Below are 18,247 nucleotides of genomic sequence, written 5' to 3' on the forward strand. Positions count from 1 at the left end.
AATCTATCATCTGATCCTATTAAAACCATAGAAATTATGGTATATTAAGCTGAAAAGAATATCATACAGCTTAATAAACATTCAGATATACAAAAAGAGGCTGATCAATGGATTACAAAGATAAACTTGTTCTGCTGAAACAAGAACTCAAGAATATGGATAGGGTAATGATTGCATTTTCCGGAGGGGTGGACAGTACTTTCTTAGTGAAAGTTTCCGGAGACGTTCTTGGCAAAAATGCGATTGCCGTCACGGCCAAGTCTTTTGCTTTCCCGGAGAGAGAGCTTCGGGAAGCTGTGCAGTTTTGCCGGCAGGAAGGGATTAGTCATTTGCTGATTGAATCCGAAGAGCTGGATGATCCTGAATTCGGCAAAAATCCTTTTAACCGCTGTTATCTCTGTAAAAAACAATTGTTCAGCAAAATATTGGGGATCGCGGCTGAATACGGCGCAAAATATATCGTGGAAGGATCCAATGCGGATGATTTAAGCGATTATCGTCCGGGAAGGCAGGCTTTAGAAGAGCTGGGTATACAGAGCCCGCTGCTCCAGGCGGGGCTGACGAAAGAGGAAATACGCCTTCTCTCCAAAGAATATGGCTTGGCAACCTGGGATAAACCCTCATTTGCCTGTTTGTCTTCCAGAATTCCCTATGGTGAAGAAATCAACGAAAAGAAACTAAAGATGATTGATTTGGCAGAACAGTATTTGCACGATTTGGGGTTCCGTCAAGTCAGAGTGCGCCACCATGGTGATATTGCCCGGATCGAGGTATCCCCGCAGGAGAATACAAAGATAGTCCAACCGAATTTAGCACAGAAGATCTATAAGACATTTGCTGATATTGGATTTACTTATACAACACTTGACCTGAAGGGTTACCGTAGCGGCAGTATGAATGAAAAGATTAACACAAACGGCTAAGACCATCTGCTTATGTAAATTTAAATATTCGGGGGAATCATTATGAGGGAAAATGGTAACACACGAATGAATCAACTTGTTTCGAGTATTGTCTCCAGCTATCAGGAACAACCCAATCCCTACAACCAGTTGTCCTGTCAGCTTCCGAACAGGGATGTTATCATCGAGATTATTTATCTCTTGCGGCAGCTTTTATTCCCGGGGTATTTTGGCAAGCAAAACCTGACTGAAAGCACCTTGGAATATCATATTGGGAACTTGCTAATTGAGATCAACGAAAAACTAAATCAACAGGTGACCCATGCGCTCAGACATCAACATGACAATACGGCATCTTGCGATGAGATGGAAATCAGTGAAAGGACAGAAGAAATATGTTCACATTTCTTGAGCAAAATCCCCGAAATAAGGGAATACCTGGCCCTGGATGTACAGGCTGCTTTTGACGGAGACCCGGCTGCTGATGATAAAGCACTTGTAATCTTTGCATATCCAGGTCTTTTGGCAGTCAGTATTTACCGGCTGGCGCACGAGCTTTACCTTCTCTCTGTTCCGTTGATCCCGAGGATAATGACTGAATTTGCTCATAACGAGACAGGAATTGATATTCATGCAGGGGCCAAAATCGGTAAATATTTTTTTATTGACCATGGTACGGGCGTCGTTATTGGCGAAACTACTATTATTGGCGATAATGTTAAGATCTATCAGGGTGTAACGCTGGGAGCCCTATCCACCAGAGGCGGGCAAAGCCTTCGCAGCCAAAAGCGCCATCCGACAATTGAAGATGATGTGACTGTCTATTCCGGAGCCTCAATATTTGGCGGGGAAACGATCATCGGAAAAGGTTCAGTTATTGGCAGTAACGTGTTTATTACCCAATCTGTCCCGCCTGGAACCAGGGTAATCATCAAAAATCCGGATCTGATCTTTAAGGGGCAGGAAACGCAAAAAGATAAGATGGAACTGACAAACGAACTGGACCTGGAGACTTAAAAATAGCTAAAGGGCACTGGCTGAGTGCAATTTATACGATTGTAAGGCATACAAAACTATAGATATTAGCGATTATGAGTTAGATTATTAACGAAGCGATAAAATCTGAAGAAAGGAAAGAGGGTCGACTTGAAAATATCAACAAAAGGAAGATATGGTTTACGTGCGATTCTTGACGTGGCCCTGAATGAGCACGCAGGACCGGTAACCATTCATAGTATTTCCGAGCGCCAGGATTTATCTGAACGCTATTTGGAACAGCTGCTCATTACACTGAAACAGAACGCGCTCATCAAAAGCATCCGCGGATTCCAGGGAGGATATATTTTAGGCAGAGAGCCTGAAAGTATTACGGTCGGTGATACGATCAGAGCACTGGAAGGCCCGATATCTCCCGTCGACTGCGTCAATGACAATAATCCGGGTGCCTGTTCCAGAGCTGAATTGTGCGTAACCAAAATGGTATGGGACGATCTGAAAAATGCAATGGTAAAGGTACTGGATTCTTATACTTTGGCGGACCTGATGGAGGAATATAAAAAAATGAACAATAATTCCTTTGACAATTATTGCATTTAATACTGTGTATTTTAATCTTGCCCCATGGTTGTTTGGAAAAACCATGGGGTTTTTTATATGCCCGTTACCTGGCAGCATAAGGTCAATTTTTCTCTATGGAAAACTATAAAGTCCATAGGAATAACAGATAAATTAGTCAGAATAGTATTGACAAATGCTTAAAACCCTACTACTATATCTTTAAACACTACAAAAACTATAGACATTGTGATATTTAGAAGGGGCGTGTTTAGATGAGTAAAATCTATGAAGAGTTAACAGACTTAATTGGTGGTACTCCATTGGTAAAATTAAATAAAATAACGGTGGGGATAAAATCGGAGATTGTGGCTAAACTGGAATCCTTCAACCCAGGTGGAAGCGTCAAAGACAGAATTGCCCTGAATATGATCAAAACGGCTGAGGGAAAAGGGCTGATTAATAAAGATTCGGTGATCATTGAACCAACGAGTGGAAACACTGGAATTGGACTGGCCTTTGTTACAGCAGCCAGAGGATACCGATTAATTCTGACGATGCCGGATACAATGAGTGTTGAAAGACGTAGCTTGCTTAAAGCTTATGGTGCTGAACTTGTATTGACCCCTGGGGCTGATGGAATGAACGGGGCTATAAAAAAAGCGCTGGAGCTGGCGGAGGAGGTGCCAAATTCTTTTATCCCCCAACAGTTCGAAAATCTCGCCAATCCGGAAATTCACCGTAACACAACCGCTGAAGAGATTTGGAGTGATACAGACGGGAAGGTCGATATTTTTGTAGGCGGCGTAGGAACAGGCGGGACGATTACAGGGGTTGGTGAAATTCTTAAATCACGGAAACCTGATGTTAAAATCATTGCGGTGGAACCGAATGATTCTCCTGTTTTGTCCGGTGGGAAGCCTGGACCGCACAAGATTCAGGGAATTGGGGCAGGGTTTATTCCACAAGTCCTTAATCTAAAGCTTGTCGATGAAATTTATAAAGTAACAAATGATCAGGCTTTTGAAACAGGGCGCAGACTGGCCAGGGAGGAAGGGCTCCTGGTGGGGATCTCATCCGGTGCCGCAGTCTATGCAGCCCTGGAGGTTGCTAAACGTCCGGAAAATGAAGGAAAAAGGATTGTTGTTGTCCTTCCTGACACCGGTGAACGTTACCTGAGTACGCTAATGTTTCAGGAGAGTTAAGTGCAGTCGAAATAAGAAATATTTAATCAATACGGAGGCCATGATGAGCAAGACAGAAAAAGGAACATGGAAACTGAAAACAGGATTAGCGGAGATGCTGAAAGGCGGAGTGATCATGGATGTGACAACTCCGGATCAGGCCAAGATTGCTGAAGAAGCAGGCGCATGCGCAGTTATGGCCTTGGAACGCGTTCCGGCAGATATCCGGGCAGCCGGAGGGGTGGCCCGAATGGCTGATCCAACAATCATTCTAAAGATTATGGAAGCGGTTACGATTCCGGTTATGGCCAAAGTGAGGATTGGGCATTTTGTCGAGGCACAGGTGTTGGAAAGTCTGGGCGTAGACTATATCGACGAGAGTGAAGTCCTTACCCCGGCGGATGATCTTTATCACATTGATAAGCAGGCCTTTGCAGTACCTTTCGTATGCGGAGCCCGCAATCTTGGAGAGGCTTTGCGCCGGATCGGAGAAGGCGCAGCGATGATCAGGACTAAAGGAGAGCCAGGAACGGGGAATATCGTTGAAGCAGTAAGGCATATGCGGACGGTACTGAGTGAAATCAGAAGACTGAAAACAATGCCGAAAGAAGAGGTAATGACTGCGGCCAAAGAGATGGGAGCACCTTATGACCTAGTGTTGTCCGTCGCCAAAAACGGGAAGCTGCCAGTAGTGAATTTTGCCGCAGGCGGAATTGCAACCCCAGCGGATGCCGCTTTGATGATGCAGTTGGGTGTAGATGGGGTCTTCGTAGGCTCCGGAATCTTCAAGTCATCGAATCCGAGGGCACGGGCTAAGGCCATTGTTCTGGCAACAACCAACTATAACGAGCCTGAGGTCTTAACCGAAGTATCCCGGAATTTAGGTGAAGCGATGCCGGGATTGGAGATTTCTTCAATCAATGCCAGTGAACGAATGCAGGAACGCGGCTGGTGATATTAAGTTTAAAACATAAATTAAGAAAATAATTATAAAAACATAATGAGGAGATGTTGATATGAACAAAGAAAATTGGAAATTTGATACATTGCAGATCCATGCCGGACAGGTCCCTGATCCGACTACCGGCTCCAGAGCCGTTCCGATTTATCAGACCACATCATATGTATTTAACGATGCCAAGCATGCCGCTGATTTGTTTTCTCTGGCAGAACCCGGCAACATTTATACCCGGATTATGAACCCGACATCCGATGTTCTGGAACAGAGAATCGCTGCGCTTGAAGGCGGCGTTGGGGCGCTTGCCGTAGGGTCAGGTTCGGCTGCCATCACCTATTCCATTCTAAACATTGCCGGGGCCGGAGATGAGATTGTCGCTGCCAGCACGCTGTATGGCGGAACACATAATCTTTTCGCAATTACGCTTCCGAAGCTGGGGATCAAGACCCATTTTGTGAACCCCGATGATCCCGCAAATTTTAAGAAAGCAATCACAGAGAAGACCAAAGCCATCTATGTAGAATCAATCGGTAATCCGGGGATCAATATCGTCGATATTGAAGCCGTTGCCAAAGTGGCACACGATAACGGGATACCGCTTATTATTGACAATACGTTTGCAACGCCTTATCTTCTGAAACCTATTGAATACGGAGCAGATATTGTGGTTCATTCGGCAACCAAGTTTATTGGCGGTCATGGTACCACCATCGGCGGGCTGATCATTGACGGCGGAAAATTTGACTGGGCTGCAAGCGGCAAGTTCCCTGGATTTACAGAGCCGGATCAGAGTTATCACGGACTGGTCTATGCAACATTGGGTGCACCAGCCTATATTCTGAAAGCCAGAGTGCAGCTCTTAAGAGATACCGGTGCGGCCCTGAGCCCGTTTAATTCTTTCCTGTTTATTCAGGGCCTTGAAACACTGTCTTTACGTGTCAAACAGCACGTGGCAAATACCTGGAAGGTTGTTGATTATTTAAAAAACCATTCCAAGGTTTCGTGGGTGAATTATCCAGGTTTAAAAGGAAATAAATACTTTGATTTATCGTTAAAATATTTTCCGCAAGGCCCTGGATCGATATTTACGTTCGGCATTAAAGGTGGTGCGGAAGCGGGAGTTAAACTGATCAACAATCTTGGATTATTTTCTCTGCTCGCCAATGTGGCGGATGCCAAGTCCCTCGTGATTCATCCTGCCAGCACAACGCATGCCCAACTCTCCGAGGAAGAACAGCTGGCTGCAGGGGTATCACCCGACATGATTCGGTTATCGATTGGGATCGAAGATGCTGATGACATCATTGCTGATTTAGAACAGGCTTTTTCCAAAATAGACTAATCAGTGAATTTAAAATATAAGTTTTGAGAAGAATAACAACGGCAGGAGAATGTTATGAAGAAAACTGTGGTTGTTGCCATGAGCGGCGGAGTGGACAGCTCCGTCGCCGCTTTGTTGTTAAAACGGGAGGGCTACCGTGTTATCGGTGTCACCATGCAGATCTGGCCGCAATCCGAGGACAAGGCCAAGGCATGCTGCAGTCTGGAGGCAGTTAACGATGCCCGCAGGGTAGCCTGGAAGCTTGAAATTCCGTATTACGTGATGAATTTCAGGCAGGAGTTTGAAGACAAGGTGATTGACCATTTCTGCAATGAATACCTCCGGGGCAGAACGCCCAACCCATGCATCGAATGCAACAGGCATTTGAAATTTGATGCTTTGCTGCAGAAAGCCCGTGGTCTGGGTGCAGATTTCATTGCAACCGGTCACTATGTAAGGAAAGAATACGACGACAAAACACAGCAGTGGGTGTTAAAAACCGGGATCGACGAAACGAAAGACCAGAGCTATGCACTCTACCATCTGACCCAGGATCAGCTTACCTATACACTTTTTCCGCTGGGAAAATACTGCAAAGCGGATGTCAGGCAAATTGCCAGCAGGGAAGGGCTTGCTGTCGCGCAAAAAGCGGAAAGCCAGGATATCTGTTTTGTTGAAGGGACAGCGGGGGATTTTATTGAGATGTACCGTCAACTTCAGGATATTGGACAAGGCAATATTATTGATGCTGAGGGGAATTTGATTGGGCAGCATAAAGGGATTTACCACTATACGGTTGGACAGCATAAGGGACTCGGACTCGCCCTCGGTTTCCCTGTTTACGTGACAGCGATCGATGCTGAAACCAATACAGTCCGGGTCGGAAGAAAAGAAGAACTATTCAGCTCAGGTCTGCTTGCAGAAAATGTGCATTTGATTTCCTCTGTGTCTCCTGAACTCCTACAAAACATATCGGTTAAGATCAGATACAATGCACCAAAAGTCTCTGCAGCGGTCAATTTGTTGCACGATGGAACAGCCGAGGTGGCCTTCACAGAAAAACAGCGAGCGGTAACTCCCGGGCAGGCGGTCGTGTTTTATGACGGAGATCATGTCCTGGGCGGCGGTGCGATCCGATCAGCTTTACAATCCAAAGGTTTTACCGCTATGAGAGAAGTACGTGAAATTCAAAAGTAAGATCTTAAAAAAAACAATGAAAAAAATGAAAATGAAGCTTATTAAAACTAATTTATAAAAACTATTGAAATATCTCGAAATATTAGATATAATTTCAGTTGCGAAAAGAGGCAGTAGAGCCTTTTCAGCAAAGAATTTTTTGACCGTTCTCTGCAGAAGCTATAGAGGACCAAGGCCATACGGACAGCCGGGTCAAAAGCCGAAGTTGGCAACTTTGTTGCCTTATTGATTGAGCCGGGGCGGCTCGAAGCGTTATGAGTTGGCTAATTCATAGCCGTGTGCAAATCCGCTGCACATCACACTTGTGAAACGATCAATAAGAGTAGTAAAAGTAATTCCTTGCTATATAGACTCTGAAACCTCGAAAGCTGAATAAATAACTCTAAATGGAAAGGGCCTTCGCCCTTGACGTAAATAGAGCCAAATAAACAAGTTTTTCATGATCGTCGCGCTTAGGTGTGGTGTACTGCCTTGGTTTGCAGTACCGCCTCCTTAAGTGTTTTTTATTTGTCAAAATGTCTGCGAAGTTTTATGTTTTATGATCAGTAGAGGGATGAAAGTCAGGAATTTACAGCAAAAATTATTTCAGCGATTGGAGGAAAATAATTATGGGAAAAGTACTCGTTATCGGTTGCGGCGGCGTCGCCGGTGTGGCAATTCACAAGATCTGTCAGAATTCAGAGGTATTCGGAGAACTGTGTATTGCCAGCCGTACGAAATCAAAATGCGATGCTTTAGCGGAAAAACTGGGCAGAGGTAAAACAAAAATCACAACAGCCCAGGTGGATGCTGACAACGTGGAAGAACTGATCGCGCTGATCAACAAAGAAAAGCCTGATGTCGTGCTGAATCTGGCATTACCGTATCAGGACCTGCATATTATGGATGCTTGCCTGGCCACAAAGACCAGTTATGTAGATACCGCCAATTATGAGCCTGAGGAGACTGCCCACTTTGAATATAAATGGCAGTGGGAATACCGGGAGAAATTCAAAGAAGCCGGAATTACCGCACTGCTCGGTTCAGGTTTTGACCCAGGGGTCACCAGTGTATTCAGTGCCTACGCATTGAAGCACCACTTTGATGAGATACATGAAATTGATATTTTGGACTGCAATGGCGGTGACCACGGTTATCCGTTTGCGACGAACTTTAACCCTGAGATTAATATCCGCGAAGTCACGGCCAAAGGCAGCTATTGGGAAAATGGCCACTGGGTGGAGACCGAGCCGATGGAGATCAAAAGGGAGTACAATTTCAAGGGCGTCGGTGTCAAGGATATGTACCTGCTGCATCACGAGGAATTGGAAAGCCTGGCGCTGAATATTAAAGGCATCAAACGCATCCGTTTCTTTATGACTTTCGGACAAAGCTACCTGACACATCTGAAATGTCTCGAGAATGTCGGTATGACGAGCATTGAGCCTATTCGTTATAATGGAATGGAAATCATCCCTTTGCAGTTCTTAAAAGCTGTCCTGCCGGATCCGGCCTCCCTTGGCCCGCGTACCAAGGGCAAAACCAATATTGGCTGCATTTTCAAGGGAATCAAAGATGGCAAGGGAAAAACCTACTATCTGTATAACATCTGCGATCATGAGGAGTGCTATCGCGAAGTAGGAAGCCAAGCCATCAGCTATACAACCGGCGTGCCGGCGATGATCGGGGCAATGCTGGTCATGAACGGTACCTGGGCGAAACCTGGTGTTTATAATATGGAAGAGTTTGATCCCGATCCTTTTATGGAAGCACTCAATAAGTGGGGTCTGCCCTGGGAAGAAGACTTCAACCCGGCGCTGGTACCCTGATGGGAAACGCAATAATGGATCTGTACGCAAGAGAACAGAATACTGAGCAGAAGGCTGTAGAAATAGAAAATGCAGAGAACTGGTTTGACCGTGTTCCGACTCCGAGCTATGTGGTTGATGAAAATCTGTTAATATCAAATTTAGAAATTTTACAAGACGTTCAGGAACAGAGCGGAGCAAAAATTCTGCTCGCCCAGAAGGCATTTTCAATGTTCCGTGTATACCCTTTGATTGCCCAATATTTGTGCGGAACAACAGCCAGCGGTGTGTACGAGGCGAAGCTTGGCCGCGAAAAATTTGGCAAAGAAGTGCATATTTTCAGCCCGGCTTACCGGGAGGACGAATTTGATGAGATCTTGACTGTATCCGATCATATCATATTCAATAGCTTTTCTCAGTGGGATAAGTTTGGTAAGCTGGCACTTGCCGCAGGGGCAGAATGCGGCCTGCGGATCAACCCGGAATGTTCCACCCAGGAAGGTCATGGCATGTATGATCCGTGCGGACCCTATTCCAGACTCGGTGTGACCAGGGCAAACTTTAAGCAGGATCGGCTCAAAGGCCTTTCCGGACTGCATCTGCATACACTGTGCGAACAAAATGCCGATGCGCTGGTGACAACGGTTGAAGCCTTTGAGAAGTCGTTCGGTCAGTTCTTGCCTGGGATGAAATGGCTGAACCTCGGCGGCGGGCACCACATTACACGTGAAGATTACGATCGGGAGCTTCTGATTCGGACCATCAAGCGTCTGCGGGAAACCTATGGCATTACAGTGTATCTGGAACCTGGCGAAGCGATCGCGCTGAATGCCGGTTTTTTGGTCTCATCCGTGCTGGATACGCTGCATAACGGTATGAACATTGCTATCCTGGATGCTTCAGCTGCCTGCCATATGCCGGATGTACTGGAAGTTCCGTACCGTCCCCGGATAGTTGGCTCAGGGCAGCCCGGAGAAAAGAAAACTACGTACCGTCTTGGGGGGCCAACCTGCCTGGCCGGTGATATCATTGGGGATTATTCATTTGATCGGGCCTTAAATCCCGGAGACCGTCTTGTCTTCTGTGATATGGCGATTTACTCCATGGTCAAAAACAATACATTCAATGGGATACGGCTGCCGGATATTGTCCTGAACAAGGCTGACGGTACCATTGAGACTGTCCGTAGCTTCGGCTATGAGGATTTTAAAAACCGCCTGTCTTAAATGAAATGCCAGTTTTTCATTATAAGACAAGGCCTTTTGAAGATATGGCATTCTCAGTAAAAATAGGTTATACTGTTCTATTGGAGCATGCAATTGAGCAAATACTGTTGACACTGAACTTGAGGAGGAAAGCTAATGCCGATCAAAATTCCGGACGATTTACCGGCAAAAGAAATCCTGGAGAATGAAAATATATTTATTATGGGTGAAGACCGGGCACAGCACCAGGATATTCGTCCTTTAAGAATAGCACTGCTTAATTTAATGCCTACCAAAATCGTTACCGAAACGCAGTATTTACGCTTGATGAGCAACTCACCTCTGCAAATAGAGATAACACTGCTCTACACTTGGACGCATAAGCCTGCAAATACTTCGGAAGAGCATTTAAGCAGGTTCTACAGCTCTTTTGATGAAGTGAAAGACCAAAAATTTGATGGTCTGATTATCACCGGTGCACCAGTCGAAAATCTGGAATTTGAAGATGTAGACTACTGGGATGAACTCAAACAAATCATGAAGTGGAGCCTCACCAACGTTTATTCAACCATACATGTCTGCTGGGGAGCCCAGGCGGGATTATACTATCATTATGGGATTCCGAAATATCCGCTTGACAGTAAAATGTTTGGGATATTCAACCATAAGATTATCAATCATAACAACAACAATAATTTTCTGCGGGGGTTTGACGAAGTATTCAATGCACCGCATTCCCGCCATACGGAAGTCCGGATCGAAGATATTGAAAAGCATCCGGAACTGGAAGTCCTGGCAACATCGGATGACGCTGGTGTCTATATGGTCGCCGGGAAGCATGGCCGACATCTTTTTGTTACTGGACATCCCGAGTATGATGCGCTTACGCTGAAAACCGAGTATGATCGGGATGTGAATAAAGGCCTGGATATCGCGGTCCCCAATAATTACTTTCCTAATGATGATCCGAAGGGAATGCCTCAGGTCACCTGGAGAGGACATGCCAATTTACTTCTTTTAAATTGGCTGAACTACTATGTATACCAGCAGACGCCTTTCGACCTTGGACAATTGGCTGAGTCGGACTGAGTTCTAAGTTGCTGAGCCAACTGAGCCAGATTAAATCAACTCAACTGTTTTGTTAAGCTTAAATTTTGAAGCTTTAGATAGCATGCGTATCTTTTTCTTTTTGGGGGCTTCCGGATTGTTTTATGTTTATATTGTAGAATGCAAAGATGGGACTCTGTATACGGGTTGGACTGTGGACATAGAGAAGAGGCTGACAGCCCATAACAGGGGTAAGGGTGCAAAATATACCCGGTCACGGTTTCCTGTTGTCCTCAAATATCTGGAACAGGTGGCATCCAAACCGGAAGCATTTCAAAGGGAATACAGTATCAAACAATTAACCCGGGAACAAAAATATCAGCTGATTGCCCAAAGCAAGTCGGATCAAATAACCTGATGAAATGTCAGGTTTTTTTTACATAAAAATTAAGCACAGAATTTACCTTTCCGGCCACAGAATATTTTCTTTTCAGCGGTCCATAATAAAACGAAAATATTAAAACGGAGGTATTTTTGCGATGAAAGCCAAGAAGATGCAAGGACCTAACACTGGAATTAGATGTATGGTCAATACCTGTTATTATTATATGAATGGGGATCACTGCACAGCTGAAAAAATCGAAGTGCAGCCTCGGAATGCAGGCAACTCCGAACAGACCGACTGTGCGACCTTTAGCAAAGAATAACAGGGAAAACGTAGGGGGGATTTATCCCCTCTTTTTCTCTTCTTGTTACCTTCGTTTCAATGATAATTATTCTCTCTTATTATTGATTTTCTGCTCTACTGAAGCGGTATACCGGTGTTCCGCTCATACCTTTGAATAAGAGGGTCAATGAGGACGGCAGAGATAAGACCCAGGTAAGCAGAGACAAAACCGAAGCCCAAGAATGCAATGAACTGCTGCAAGTCAGGCTGAAGTGAATGGTAATATAAGAAAATAGCTAAACCGCACCAGAAGCCCTGGCAGAACGGGCAGCCAAACAGCTTGCGAAAAAAATAGCCTTTCTGCCTAAGGGCATCTCTGATCTTTTTAAATAAGACAAAGTCAAATAGAAAAAAACGAAGGCTTAAAGCTAGCAGAAGCTCAAAAACCATTATAGATCACCTGATTTTTTAAAATTTGTCCTTTTACATTCCATATTATGGTAAAATGAAATAATATGTGCCTGGTTAATGATGACCAGGTTAAAAATTAAAAAACAAAAAAGCCTGATGCAAGAATCATCCGGAAAGGGATTTAGGATTCTCGCTCAGGCTTTTTCGTTATCAGGTGTTCTGATTTGAGGATTAGATTCCGCTCATATTTTTTTGTTTTTCATAACGGGTGCGGGTGTTTTTGTCTAAAAATCTTTTGCGCAGGCGAACGTTGATGGGTGTAATTTCTACATATTCATCATCATTGATATATTCCAGGGCTTCTTCCAGACCGAGCAATTTGGCCGGTTCCAGTCTCAGGCTTTCATCGGCTCCGCTGGAGCGCATGTTGGTCAACTGCTTTTTGCGGGCAATGTTGATATCAATATCCTGTTCGCGGTTGCTTTGACCGACAATCATACCTTCATAGACTTTGGTTCCGGGATCAATAAACATTCTGCCGCGGTCCTGCAGCTGAAACAACGCATAAGCGGTGGATTCTCCCGGATCTGAAGCGACCAGGACTCCCCGGTTGCGCCCTTGAATATCTCCCTTATACGGTTGATAGGAATGGAAGACATGAGCCATGATTCCTTCCCCGCGGGTTTCGGTAAGATAGTCCCCCCTGAAGCCGATCAATCCGCGTGCCGGAATCAAAAACTCCAGGCGTGTAACTCCACCGGACATGTTGACCATGTTCTGCATCTCAGCTTTACGGGTGCCAAGCATTTCAATCACGGTGCCGGTGCACGAATCAGGAATATCACAAGTCAGATGCTCAAATGGCTCGCATTTGACACCGTCAATCTCCTTCAGAATGACTTCCGGTTTCGAGACCATCAGTTCGAAGCCTTCTCTTCGCATATTTTCAATCAGGATGGACAGGTGCAGTTCTCCGCGTCCTGATACCTGAAAACAGTCCATGTTTTCAGTTTCTTCCACGCGGAGACTAACATTTGTTTCAATCTCTTTAAACAGTCTTTCCCTGAGCTTGCGGGACGTGATATGTTTTCCTTCTGTTCCGGCAAAAGGACCTGTATTGACCATGAAAAGCATGGTCAGGGTAGGTTCGTCAATTTCAATCATCGGAAGAGGTTCCGGATTCAACGGATCAGCTATGGTTTCTCCGATATTGATATTGGGAATGCCGCTGATAGCTACGATGTCTCCGGCATTTGCTTCAAGTACATCAACCCGGCCTAAGTTCTGGAAGGTAAATACTTTACCGACTTTGACTTTCTCGATCGATCCGTCTCTTTTAATCACAGCGACTTGAGTATTAGCAGTCAGCTTGCCCCGAAAGACACGCCCGATAGCAATCTTGCCAAGGTAATCGTTATAGTCGAGTGTTGTTGCCAGCATTTGCAGCGGACTTTCAGGATCGCATTCCGGGGGCGGAATTTCTTTTAAGATCGTTTCAAATAACGGGATCAAGTCTTCAGTCATTTCTCCAGGCTCATAACCGGCATTTCCCTGACGGGCCGAAGTATACACAATTGGGAAATCAAGTTGTTCATCACTCGCACCCAGCTGCATAAACAGCTCCAGAACTTCATCGACAACTTCGTAGGGACGCGCTTCAGGCCGGTCGACTTTGTTAATGACGACGATGGGTTTCAAATCCAATTCCAAAGCCTTACGAAGCACAAATTTGGTCTGAGGCATCGGGCCTTCAAACGCATCAACAACCAGAAGCACACCGTCGACCATTTTCAGGACGCGTTCGACTTCTCCACCAAAATCGGCATGTCCAGGGGTATCGACAATATTGATCTTGACACCCTGCCAGTTTACGGAAGTATTCTTAGCCAGAATGGTAATTCCGCGTTCCTTCTCCAGATCATTGGAGTCCATGACTCTTTCTTCGACTTGTTCATTGGAGCGAAACGCTCCGCTTTGTCTGAGCATGACATCGACGAGACTTGTCTTGCCATGATCGACGTGGGCAATAATTGCCAAATTTCTTAAATGGTCAGCGTACATTCAATTTCTCCTGTCGTAATCTAATTCTTTCTCCTTAACAAGTAAGAACATAAATAAGAATATTGGTATTTGCATATCGAAATCTTAAAGAAGTAATACTTGCCAATCGTCCTGCATGTGAAGAGGACTTAACCTTTAACATTATAATACGTTTAAACTTTTTTTCAAATTAATTTATTTTTCCTGATTTTTATTTTATTTATTCTGTAATCAGATTTTGTCCATATTTTATTGGAGCTGTTTCAACAGCATTCTGCAATCAGCATTTTATGGGCTAGACTTGCTTAAATAGGCAGAGAAATATATAATTTCATGTGGACGAGTATAAAACACATCATGAAGGAGCAGACCCGATGAGGAAATCCAGACGATACTATCGCAGACGAAACAAGACACCGTTGCTCGCCATCTTAATCATCGTATTTGCCTTAGCAGTCGTAACGGGATCCAAAATAGTTTCCGGCAATGCACTCGATCATTCTCAGACAGACTCAAGCTACGGTGCCCAAACGGCTGATCATTCCAGTGAAGCAGCGGACACTGCGCGTCTCATCCGGCAGGCTGACGTTGCAGCCGGTATGAAAATCGATGAATACAAAGGTGTGGCAGTCTATTCCAATGGCGCGGATTATATGTCCAGTCACGGCTTAAGTTATAGTAAAGATGGTTATTATTACGGCTACAAGTGGCAGTGCGTAGAATTTGTAAAACGATTCTATTATGAAATCTATCATCATGAGATGCCTGACGGCGCTGGAAACGCCAAATATTTCTTTAATCCGATGCTGGCACAGGGAAAACTGAATGAACAGAGAGGTCTTGTTCAGTACGTTAACGGAGGGAATGAAAAACCCCGGGAAGGAGACCTGCTGGTCTTCAATGAGGGGTCTTACGGTCACGTTGCAATTATCTGCGGAGTGGCTGACGAATGGATTGAAGTCATTCAGCAGAACTCAGAGGTTCCCAGGGAAAAATACAGTCTTGTTTACAAAGATGGTACCTATACGATATCCGGAGACAGAGAACCGGCCGGATGGCTCAGAGCTAGCAGCAGGTAAACCTGGCCATAACAGCAAAAATTTAAGAAATTGAGAAACCAGAAAAATATTAAGGCTGAGTCGAGATGGAGAATTTCGACTCAGTCATTTTAGTATATCAAAAAGTAGAAATACTACTTTCTGATATACTAAATGCAGCTATGGTTGACGCCAAGGCGTGGCGTCAGCAAAGATTTCTTTTTATTAGCTGAAATAATTTGTAATAATCTACGATAATTGGAAACAATAATGGTAAACCTGTAGAGAATATCGAACATTATCGGCATAGTGTAAAGGAGTATCCAGAATGAGAATTCCCAATCATATTGGGGTTATCCCAGATGGCAACCGGCGATGGGCAGACAACAATGGATTACCAAAGGAGATGGGCTACCGGGAAGGTCTGGACCCGGGACTTAAACTTCTGAAATTATGCAGGGGAGCCGGCGTCAAAGAACTGACCTATTATGGTTTTACAGTGGATAATACCAAAAGACCAGCTACTCAGAAGAAAGCTTTTGTGCAGGCCTGCATTGATGCAATTGGTATGATTGCGAGCGAGGACGTGTCCTTGTTAGTGATTGGCGATACAGAATCTAAGATGTTCCCCAAAGCGCTGCTGCCATATACGCGTCGGACAAAAGTCGGCAAAGGCGGCATTAGAGTGAATTTTCTCGTCAATTACGGCTGGGAATGGGATCTGGGAAATCTTCGTACTGCCGAAAAGAATAAGAGAAAGGTTATTAAAGAGTTAAAATCAAATGATATTTCCAGAGTTGATTTGCTGATCCGCTGGGGAGGAAGACGCCGACTCAGCGGTTTCCTGCCTGCACAAAGTGTTTATGCGGATTTCTATGTACTCGATGATTACTGGCCTGATTTTAAGGAGGAGCATTTCTATGATGCTCTGAAGTGGTATAATACGCAGGATATTACTTTAGGCGGTTAGAAAAAGAATGTGAGTGGAGAATGCACAGTCTCGGTGAATAAAGGTATTGACAAAGAAGTAATTGGACTGATATAGTGAATAGAAATATATGAAAAGATGATGACAGGGAATAATAAGTCCGGAGTATTTGTGCAGAGAGCCGCAGGCTGGTGAAAAGCGGTCAAGACGAAAGACTGAACTCCCCCTTGAGTTGCCGGCTGAAACCATTCAGGCAGTAGGACCGGACGGAGTCTTCCACCGTTAAAAGGAAGGGGATATCGGAAGATGGTTTCACTGTTTTCCCGCATCCTGTAGAGTGAACGGCATGTGCCGTTAACATGAGTGGTACCGCGAATTGGCCTTCGTCTCATTAATTGAGACGAGGGCTTTTTGATGTCCAAGAATGGACGAATGACGCGATTCAACAAATGGCAGGGAGCGACAAACTATAATGAGGAGGTATTAGAATGCGCAGATTATATTTGTTTGACACCACGTTAAGGGATGGTGAACAATCTCTCGGGATCACGTTAAATGTCCGGGAAAAACTAGAGATTGCCAAGCAGCTGGCTACACTCGGCGTAGACATTTTGGAGGCGGGCTTTCCGGCTTCATCTCCCGGGGACTTCGAATCTGTGAAAATCATTGGCAGGGAAGTTAAGGGAATCACAGTGTGTGGACTGACCCGTTGCGTGAAAAAAGATATTGACCTTTGTGCCGAGGCCCTCAAAGAAGCTGAGAACCCTAGAATTCATACCGGAATCGCCGTTTCCCCGATTCATATGGAGAAAAAACTCAGGCTAAAACCGGAACAGGTGGTCCAAAAGGCTGAAGAAGCTGTCAGACATGCCAAAAAATATCTGAACGATGTCGAGTTTTATGCTGAAGACGCTTTTCGGAGTGATTATGATTTTCTGGCTAAGATATTTGAGCGCGTAATTGCAGCCGGAGCAACAGTCGTAAATATCCCGGACACTGTGGGATACGCGACTCCTTGGGAATTCGGCGAACTGGTCTCCTATATCAAAACGAATGTCCCTAATATTGACCGGGTGAGAATAAGTGTCCATTGTCATAATGATCTTGGAATGGCCACAGCAAACACCCTAGCTGGCGTTATGGCCGGGGCCGATCAAGTGGAAGGCACTATCAACGGGATAGGTGAAAGAGCCGGCAATACTGCTTTGGAAGAAGTCATTATGGCGATGTATACCCAGAAAGATCGCTACGGCATCGATTTGGCTGTAAACCCCCGGGAAATTGCCGCGACCAGCAGACTGGTTTCCTCAATCACAGGGGTTCCTGTACCGAGCCATAAGGCGATAGTTGGGACAAATGCGTTCATGCATGCTTCCGGCATTCATCAAGATGGTATCCTGAAAGAGAAACAGACCTATGAAATTATTGATCCGGAGATCATCGGCGTACCGAGGAACCAGATTGTCCTGAGTGCCAGATCAGGAAGGCATGCGCTGAAACACAGGATGGAAGAACTCGGATATAAGCCGGAAGATAGCCAGATGAATACCCTTTACGAAGAATTTTTATTGTTGGCTGATAAGAAACAGGAGATCTATGATGAAGATCTTCATGTTCTGATGGGAACGGGAATACCCGAGCAAAACGGGATCAAGGTCAAGAATATATCCGTAGCTACATCAGGGAAGCAGTCGGCCACCGCTGCTGTTACCCTGGAAATACAGGGCACGGAGATAACCGATGCCGCGATCGGAAACGGTCCTGTCGATGCGGTATTTAAAGCAATTGATAGGATTACCGGTAAGGAAGTCCGGCTCGAAGATTACAGTATCAAATCTGTAAGCCGCGGTAAAGAGGCGTTGGGGAATGCAACTGTTAAAATTTTTGCCGACGGAAATTATTATGTCGGCAAGGGAGTAAGTACCGACGTCATCGATGCCAGCGCCCATGCGTATGCTGATGCCGTCTCCAAACTAAGCTAACAGACAAGGAAAAGACGGTGTCGACTA

General features: G+C 45.0%; 17 protein-coding genes and 1 other annotated feature. Of the genes, 15 read left to right on the forward strand and 2 right to left on the reverse strand.

The window, feature by feature from the left end:
- The first annotated feature begins 107 nt into the window (after positions 1-107).
- From larE to AB3489_RS02745, 12 genes are all read left to right on the forward strand, one after another.
- Entirely contained in the window at positions 108-923 is an 816-nt protein-coding gene (larE, locus tag AB3489_RS02690) for an ATP-dependent sacrificial sulfur transferase LarE (RefSeq protein WP_019225999.1), read from the forward strand.
- Between the two features lie 42 nt (positions 924-965).
- Positions 966-1,919, forward strand: a complete 954-nt coding sequence (gene epsC / locus AB3489_RS02695; RefSeq protein WP_019226000.1) for a serine O-acetyltransferase EpsC — start codon at positions 966-968, stop codon at positions 1,917-1,919.
- A 129-nt stretch (positions 1,920-2,048) separates the two neighbouring features.
- Positions 2,049-2,498, forward strand: a complete 450-nt coding sequence (locus AB3489_RS02700) for an Rrf2 family transcriptional regulator (RefSeq protein ID WP_019226001.1) — start codon at positions 2,049-2,051, stop codon at positions 2,496-2,498.
- A 233-nt stretch (positions 2,499-2,731) separates the two neighbouring features.
- The gene (cysK, locus tag AB3489_RS02705) at positions 2,732-3,661 is read left to right on the forward strand and encodes a cysteine synthase A (protein ID WP_025206108.1); all 930 of its coding nucleotides are present in this window, start codon (positions 2,732-2,734) and stop codon (positions 3,659-3,661) included.
- A gap of 43 nt (positions 3,662-3,704) precedes the next feature.
- Positions 3,705-4,595, forward strand: coding sequence for a pyridoxal 5'-phosphate synthase lyase subunit PdxS (gene pdxS / locus AB3489_RS02710; RefSeq protein ID WP_368293858.1), 891 nt, complete (start codon positions 3,705-3,707; stop codon positions 4,593-4,595).
- Between the two features lie 61 nt (positions 4,596-4,656).
- Positions 4,657-5,940: a homocysteine synthase gene (locus tag AB3489_RS02715; protein ID WP_025206107.1), complete on the forward strand. Its 1,284-nt coding sequence runs from the start codon at positions 4,657-4,659 to the stop codon at positions 5,938-5,940.
- A gap of 54 nt (positions 5,941-5,994) precedes the next feature.
- Positions 5,995-7,116 carry a tRNA 2-thiouridine(34) synthase MnmA gene (gene mnmA, locus AB3489_RS02720; RefSeq protein WP_025206106.1) on the forward strand — a complete coding sequence of 374 codons (1,122 nt, stop codon included), beginning with the start codon at positions 5,995-5,997 and terminating at the stop codon, positions 7,114-7,116.
- A 608-nt stretch (positions 7,117-7,724) separates the two neighbouring features.
- Positions 7,725-8,924, forward strand: coding sequence for a saccharopine dehydrogenase family protein (locus AB3489_RS02725; protein WP_368293860.1), 1,200 nt, complete (start codon positions 7,725-7,727; stop codon positions 8,922-8,924).
- Positions 8,924-10,129: a carboxynorspermidine decarboxylase gene (gene nspC, locus AB3489_RS02730; protein ID WP_368293861.1), complete on the forward strand. Its 1,206-nt coding sequence runs from the start codon at positions 8,924-8,926 to the stop codon at positions 10,127-10,129. Before AB3489_RS02725 ends, nspC begins: the two co-directional genes overlap by 1 nt.
- A 135-nt stretch (positions 10,130-10,264) precedes the next feature.
- Entirely contained in the window at positions 10,265-11,197 is a 933-nt protein-coding gene (metA, locus tag AB3489_RS02735; protein WP_019226007.1) for a homoserine O-succinyltransferase, read from the forward strand.
- Positions 11,198-11,312: 115 nt separating this feature from the next.
- Positions 11,313-11,573 (forward strand): GIY-YIG nuclease family protein, encoded by a 261-nt coding sequence (locus tag AB3489_RS02740; RefSeq protein ID WP_368293863.1) that lies wholly within the window; start codon positions 11,313-11,315, stop codon positions 11,571-11,573.
- A 121-nt stretch (positions 11,574-11,694) separates the two neighbouring features.
- A complete protein-coding gene (locus AB3489_RS02745) occupies positions 11,695-11,862 on the forward strand; it encodes a DUF1540 domain-containing protein (RefSeq protein WP_019226009.1) in 168 nt (55 codons plus the stop codon).
- 95 nt (positions 11,863-11,957) lie between these two features.
- Here the strand turns inward: AB3489_RS02745 and AB3489_RS02750 are convergent, their stop codons facing one another.
- Together AB3489_RS02750 and typA are read right to left on the reverse strand one after the other, a co-directional pair.
- Positions 11,958-12,272 carry a hypothetical protein gene (locus AB3489_RS02750; protein ID WP_019226010.1) on the reverse strand — a complete coding sequence of 105 codons (315 nt, stop codon included), beginning with the start codon at positions 12,270-12,272 and terminating at the stop codon, positions 11,958-11,960.
- A gap of 192 nt (positions 12,273-12,464) precedes the next feature.
- Positions 12,465-14,294 (reverse strand): translational GTPase TypA, encoded by a 1,830-nt coding sequence (typA, locus tag AB3489_RS02755; RefSeq protein WP_019226011.1) that lies wholly within the window; start codon positions 14,292-14,294, stop codon positions 12,465-12,467.
- Positions 14,295-14,647: 353 nt separating this feature from the next.
- On the opposite strand from typA, the gene AB3489_RS02760 reads away from it, so the two are divergent.
- From AB3489_RS02760 to AB3489_RS02770, 3 genes are all read left to right on the forward strand, one after another.
- Positions 14,648-15,352, forward strand: a complete 705-nt coding sequence (locus AB3489_RS02760; RefSeq protein ID WP_019226012.1) for a CHAP domain-containing protein — start codon at positions 14,648-14,650, stop codon at positions 15,350-15,352.
- A 286-nt stretch (positions 15,353-15,638) separates the two neighbouring features.
- Positions 15,639-16,280 carry a polyprenyl diphosphate synthase gene (gene uppS / locus AB3489_RS02765; RefSeq protein ID WP_015043787.1) on the forward strand — a complete coding sequence of 214 codons (642 nt, stop codon included), beginning with the start codon at positions 15,639-15,641 and terminating at the stop codon, positions 16,278-16,280.
- A 90-nt stretch (positions 16,281-16,370) separates the two neighbouring features.
- Positions 16,371-16,632: a binding site (T-box leader), on the forward strand.
- 94 nt (positions 16,633-16,726) lie between these two features.
- On the forward strand, positions 16,727-18,220 hold the full coding sequence (locus AB3489_RS02770) for a 2-isopropylmalate synthase (RefSeq protein WP_368293866.1): 1,494 nt from the start codon (positions 16,727-16,729) through the stop codon (positions 18,218-18,220).
- Positions 18,221-18,247 lie beyond the last annotated feature (27 nt).

Source organism: Dehalobacter sp. TBBPA1 (assembly GCF_040931655.1).
In the GTDB taxonomy this organism is placed as follows: Bacteria; Bacillota; Desulfitobacteriia; order Desulfitobacteriales; family Syntrophobotulaceae; genus Dehalobacter; species Dehalobacter restrictus.